This window comes from Myxococcus vastator, from assembly GCF_010894475.1.
Lineage (GTDB): Bacteria > Myxococcota > Myxococcia > Myxococcales > Myxococcaceae > Myxococcus > Myxococcus vastator.
Genome location: NZ_JAAIYB010000549.1, coordinates 1 through 4,966 on the forward strand (window position 1 = coordinate 1; position 4,966 = coordinate 4,966).

The 4,966-nt window shown below is 69.0% G+C and carries 5 protein-coding genes and 1 pseudogene; all 6 read right to left on the reverse strand.

All coding sequences use genetic code 11. From position 1 onward, the window contains the following. Window positions 1-343: ROK family protein (locus G4D87_RS33515; protein WP_163786755.1), on the reverse strand; the 343-nt coding region annotated here is incomplete at its 3' end. Between the two features lie 407 nt (window positions 344-750). After that, a complete protein-coding gene (locus G4D87_RS33520) occupies window positions 751-1,317 on the reverse strand; it encodes an imm11 family protein (protein WP_163786759.1) in 567 nt (188 codons plus the stop codon). A gap of 16 nt (window positions 1,318-1,333) precedes the next feature. Next, window positions 1,334-2,683 carry an AHH domain-containing protein gene (locus G4D87_RS33525; protein ID WP_163786756.1) on the reverse strand — a complete coding sequence of 450 codons (1,350 nt, stop codon included), beginning with the start codon at window positions 2,681-2,683 and terminating at the stop codon, window positions 1,334-1,336. A 52-nt stretch (window positions 2,684-2,735) separates the two neighbouring features. Then, entirely contained in the window at window positions 2,736-3,653 is a 918-nt protein-coding gene (locus G4D87_RS33530) for a glycosyltransferase family 2 protein (protein WP_163786757.1), read from the reverse strand. Window position 3,654: 1 nt separating this feature from the next. Further along, a complete protein-coding gene (locus G4D87_RS33535; protein ID WP_163786758.1) occupies window positions 3,655-4,605 on the reverse strand; it encodes a glycosyltransferase family 2 protein in 951 nt (316 codons plus the stop codon). 19 nt (window positions 4,606-4,624) lie between these two features. Further along, window positions 4,625-4,966: pseudogene (locus tag G4D87_RS33540) on the reverse strand (oligosaccharide flippase family protein); the annotation flags it as partial.

Below are 4,966 nucleotides of genomic sequence, written 5' to 3' on the forward strand. Positions count from 1 at the left end.
GGTAGGGCGTCTTCCAACCCCGGCCCACGTTGCTGACGTGTCCCAGCGTGCCCTCGTTGGCGTTCACCGCGCCGGGCGCACCCACGCCCACCCCCAGGAGCTGACGGGACGTCAGGCCCGCCGCGTGCGCCGCGCCCTCCAGCGTGTCGTGGATGGCGCGCACCACGTCGCCGGGCTCACCGTCGGCGGGCGTGGGCTGGCGCAGCGTCCCCAGGACGGCGCCAGCGCGGTCCACCACCACGGCCTCGATTTTCGTCCCGCCCAGGTCGACGCCGCCCCAGCACTCCCGGGCGTCGCGCTCCGCCGTCTTCCTTCGCGAGCCCACCGCGTTCGCTTCCCGCATGGCACGCCTCCCCAGCGAAGATGCGCAGTCCGCCAGGGACCGGATGAAGGCGGCGGGACGGCAAGGGAGCGGCCGGCGCGCTAGAAAGGCGCTCCACACGGACGCTGAACTTCCTCAAGTCGCGCCTGGACCCCGCGCTCGTGGGCCGCATCCTCTCCGTGGCGCCGCTGCTGGGCGGCGCGGGCGGTGGTGGCGACACGCCCGGCGGTGGCGGCGGCCTTGGAGGCCTGCTGGGCGGGGGACGCTAACGCCACTGCCGGTCAGCCCACACCACCGCGCCAGGGGCCCGAGGAGTGAACGGGGAGGCGCGGTGGTGCCTCGTGCGGTGGCAGGTGAGGCAGCAAGGCAACCCGGTGGCATTCACCCGCGCCATCGCGAGCCGTGCGGCCCGTCGAGGGTACAGGCCCCTAAACTTCTGTAAACGTCGTTCCCGTCGTTCCGATGCGCTCCAAGGCATCCTTGATTTCGTCGGACACAATGAGAGCGACCGTCCATCCCCAAGTGCGGAATACCTTGGCGGCGCCTGCTTTCGCGCTGTCGATGCGCAGCCCGTAGACGTCGCGATACTCACCCACCTTCTCGGGTTGCCCATCTTCCGGCATCCAGCGCTCCACCTCCTTGCATGCCGCGTCGTCGATGCATTGAATGGTCTTGGTGGCGACAAGGATGCGGAACTGCTCAGGCTGCCCTTGAATCTCAACCGGGAAGCTCTGCACACCATCAGGCGCGAGCTCCATGAGGAGTGACGCGACCCTGACGTGAACTACCGGAACGGCGAGCCCAGTCAGGGTGAAGTCGAGCGCCTTGCCAGCGCGTGCAATCGGAATCCTCAAACGCCCCGGCTCGGGGATGGGAACGCCATTCGTGAAGACCCATGGGTCCACCTCCTCCCCTTGGGAATCGGTGGGGCTGCGGAGGTGCCAACGCCCTGGCACATAAGCGTTGTCTGTCAGTCTGAAGTACCGGCCAGGCATGTTGATGAATCCTGACTCATTCATGCCGAGTCACCAACTTGTTCAACCCGGTGCCTTCCGTGCTGATTTGCCGCGCCAGCCTCTGGAGTTCTGCGGTCAGAGCACTGCGGCATTGCTGCATCGTGCGACACCCCTTTGCGGCTCCATTCAGTCGGTCAAGGATCCGTTGATGGTATTCCATGGGGTGTGGGCCCTTGTGGCCCTTCACATGGACGATGTTGGCTGGGTCGTTCAGCGACATACCCGCCTTGTCGAAGACTTCTTGGAACTTGGGTGACCACGGGCCGTCGCTGTTGGTGGAGTCCCACCACTTGTCCGTAGAGATATGGTGATTGTGCCCCTTCGCGTCCACCGGGCCGACTGCCGCGCCGCCTCGCGCCGTATTGGCAATCGCACCCGTGGCGAGCGTCATGGTGACCGCTCCGCCCGTCACCGCCACCGCCTGCACTTCGCCCACGGCGGCCAGCGTGATGCCCGCCTGGGAACCGGCCTGCATGGACGCTTGCGCCGAGCCGGGCAGCGTCGGCACCTTGCCCGCGAACCCCGCTGCCGTGTTCCCGATGGCCACCGTGGCGAGCAGGGCGAAGGCACGTGCCGCGTTGCGCCCCATCACCGTCCCGTATCGCGCTCCAGCGTCGCGCAGTTCGTCGAAGGTACGGGCCCGGTCCGCCTCTTCCACCAACTGGCGGAAGCCCGTAATCAAGCCCCAGAACGTGTCCACGCCCAGGTAGACAATCAGCGTCGCCGTCATGACAGCGGCCAGGCCCTTGCTCACCGGCTCGGGCACCGTCCAGAGGACCAGGTACATCGTCCCTGTCCATAGCGCCGCCGCCAGCATGACGTGCGGGTCGGCCATGTCCTTGAATGCTTCCAGCATCTCTTCATTGACTGCGCGATGAGCGAGCGCCATGGCCAGTGCGTAGCGGCCATCTCCGTTGAGCGTGGGGCCCTCCACCAGCAACCGGAGACAGTCCCCCTTCCTCCCGGTGCGCTCACACCAGCGCAGATAGGCGCGCGTCAGCTCCACGTCCGTTTCCGAGGGCTCGCCCTCCAAGTGTTCACCGGGCCCAAGCGGCGTGACGCGGCGGGTGCGCGAATCGAAGAGGTACGCTCCTCCGCGCGCATCCATGTCGAACAGTCGCCGGGCAGCCTCCTGGGGATGAACAGGGGGCCTCACGCGTCGGGGCACGGAGGCCACCGCCGCCATGAATGCATCCGCGTCCAACGCAACGGGCTCGACTTCATCGGTGCGCGGGGTGAAGGTGATGACCTCCCCCCGGTCGGTCTCCAGGCGCACCACGCGCGCCGTGGCACAGCCGGACAGCAGGGGCAAGAGCAACAACGCCACGGCGTGATGCAGTCTCATGGAGCACCCGCTTCTACGCTAGCAGTCGGCATTGACGCTAAAGCCCGCGCCGTCAGCGGCCCGACACGCGCTGGCGCACGGTGGTGGCCAGCGCCCACGGCGGGAAGCCCAGCATGTAGCGCCAGCGCGGCGCCGCCAGGTGGAGCGGCAGTCCGCGCCGGTACAAGTCCAGCGCCAGGTCCACGCGGCGATGGGACAACAACCAGTGCGTCACGTGGCGCAGGCTGTAGAGCAGCATCTCCAGCCGCTCGCGCCGGCGGGCCGTGCCGCCCGGGTAGCGCCCCAGGCGCTCCTGCTCCAATTGGTACCGCGTGCCCTGGTAGCCGGACTCCAGTGACGTGGACGTGGAGCCCGCGTGCTGGCGGTAGCCCACCACCGCGGGCGCGCGCACCCAGGCGAAGCCCGGCTCCGTGCCCAGCCGGTACAGCAAGTCGTAGTCCTCGCCGCTGATGCGCAGCGAGGTGAAGCCACCCACGCGCCGCAGCGCCTCCGCGCGCACCGCCAGCACGCACGCGGTGCGCGGCGTCCGGTCCTCCGCGCTGGCCAGATAGTCCGCGAAGCGCAGCACCTGGAGCGGCTCGTGGGCCACGGACGCCAGGGACTCGGCCCGGGAGAACGGCACCGCCGTGCCCAGCACCAGCGACGTCTCCGCTTCCGCTTCGAGCACCCGCCGGTACGTGGCCAGCGTCCAGGGGAACCACAGGTCGTCACTGTCCAGGAAGGCCACGTAGGTGCCTCGGGCCTCCTGGATGCCCAGGTTGCGCGCGGCGCCAGGGCCCGCGTTGCGCTGGCGCAAGACGCGCACCCGTTCGCCGTGGCGGGCCAGCGTCTCCAGCGTGTCGTCGGTGGAGCCGTCATCCACGACGAGCACCTCGAAGTCACGCTCCTCCTGCGCGAACACGGACGCGAGCGCCGCCTCCAGGAGCCGCGCCCGGTTGTACGTGGGGATGATGACGGAGAAGCGCGGCATGTCACACGCGGGCGCGCAGGCCCATCTCGGAGATGCCCAGGAAGGTGGCCAACTGCTTGCGGTACTCCGGCAGGCTCATGCGCCCGCGCAGCAGCGTCTGCGTCAGCACCGCCGAGTTGTACGGCAACGTCCCCACCAGGATGGCCCGCATGGCCGTCTCGTGCAGCCGGCCGTGGTGCTTGCGGAAGTACGCCAGCCGCGTGCGCCACAGCTCGATGCGCACCTTGTCCGCCCCGGTGTCGGACGGCCGGAACGAGCGGCTCGTCAGGTGCGTAATCACCGCCTCCGGGCAGAAGGCCACCTCCCAGCCCGCCTTCCAGGCCCGCACGCACCAGTCGGTGTCCTCGGTGTTGCCCAGCGGGGACATCTGCTCGTCGAGCAGGCCCACCTCCGCGAGCGCCTCCTCGCGCACCACGATGCAGGCCCCCAGCACCCAGCTCACGCGGGCCTCGTCGTGGCCGTACTGCGCCGGGTCGATGGCCATCGCCTTGAGGAAGTGGAGGGGACGCGGCAGGAAGACGAGGTCGAAGAGCTGCCCGGCCAGCGACATGGGCCGGAAGGTGCAGTTCTGGACGGTGCCATCCGCGTTCAACAGCCGCGCGCCCGCCATGCCCACGCGCGGGTTCTCATCCATGAAGCGCACCAGCGCGTCGAAGGCGCCCTCGTGGACGATGGTGTCGTCATTGAAGATACAGAAGTAGCGGCCCCGGGCCTGACGCAGCACCTGGTTGTGGTTGGCGGAGAAGCCCTTGCGCTCCGTGTTGAAGAGCCAGCGCACCTGGGGAAAGTCGCGCCGCATGGCGTCCACGCCGCGCCCGCCCGTGGCGTTGTCGACAATCCAGACCTCGAAGGAGCTGTCGCGCGTCGTCGCATGCAGCGTGCGCAGACAGTCGTGCAGCAGCTCCGGGTTGCTGTGATTGACGATGGAGATGACCAGGTCGGGCTTCTTCATCGGGACCCCCGCTTTCCGCTCACGTCGACGCCGGGCTCACCGGAGCCGGCCTCGCGGCCCTCCGTGCCCGGACGAACTCGAGAATCTGCCTCAGCTCGCCCAGGAGTGGCAGCATTCCCGGCAGCCGTTCACGGACCCACACCAGGATGGCGAACAGCACCGCGCCCACCAGCGCCTGCGCCACCACACCCTCCTCCACCAGCCGCGGCGCCGCCAGACACGCGCCCAGCAGCAGCACTCCCAGGGTGACGAAGGGCTCCACCACCTGCCGCGCCAGCCCTCGCATCGACGGGTTGAGCCGCGCCACCAGCCACGCCGTCACCCACACCTCGGCCAGTCCCACCCCCACGCCCATGGGCCC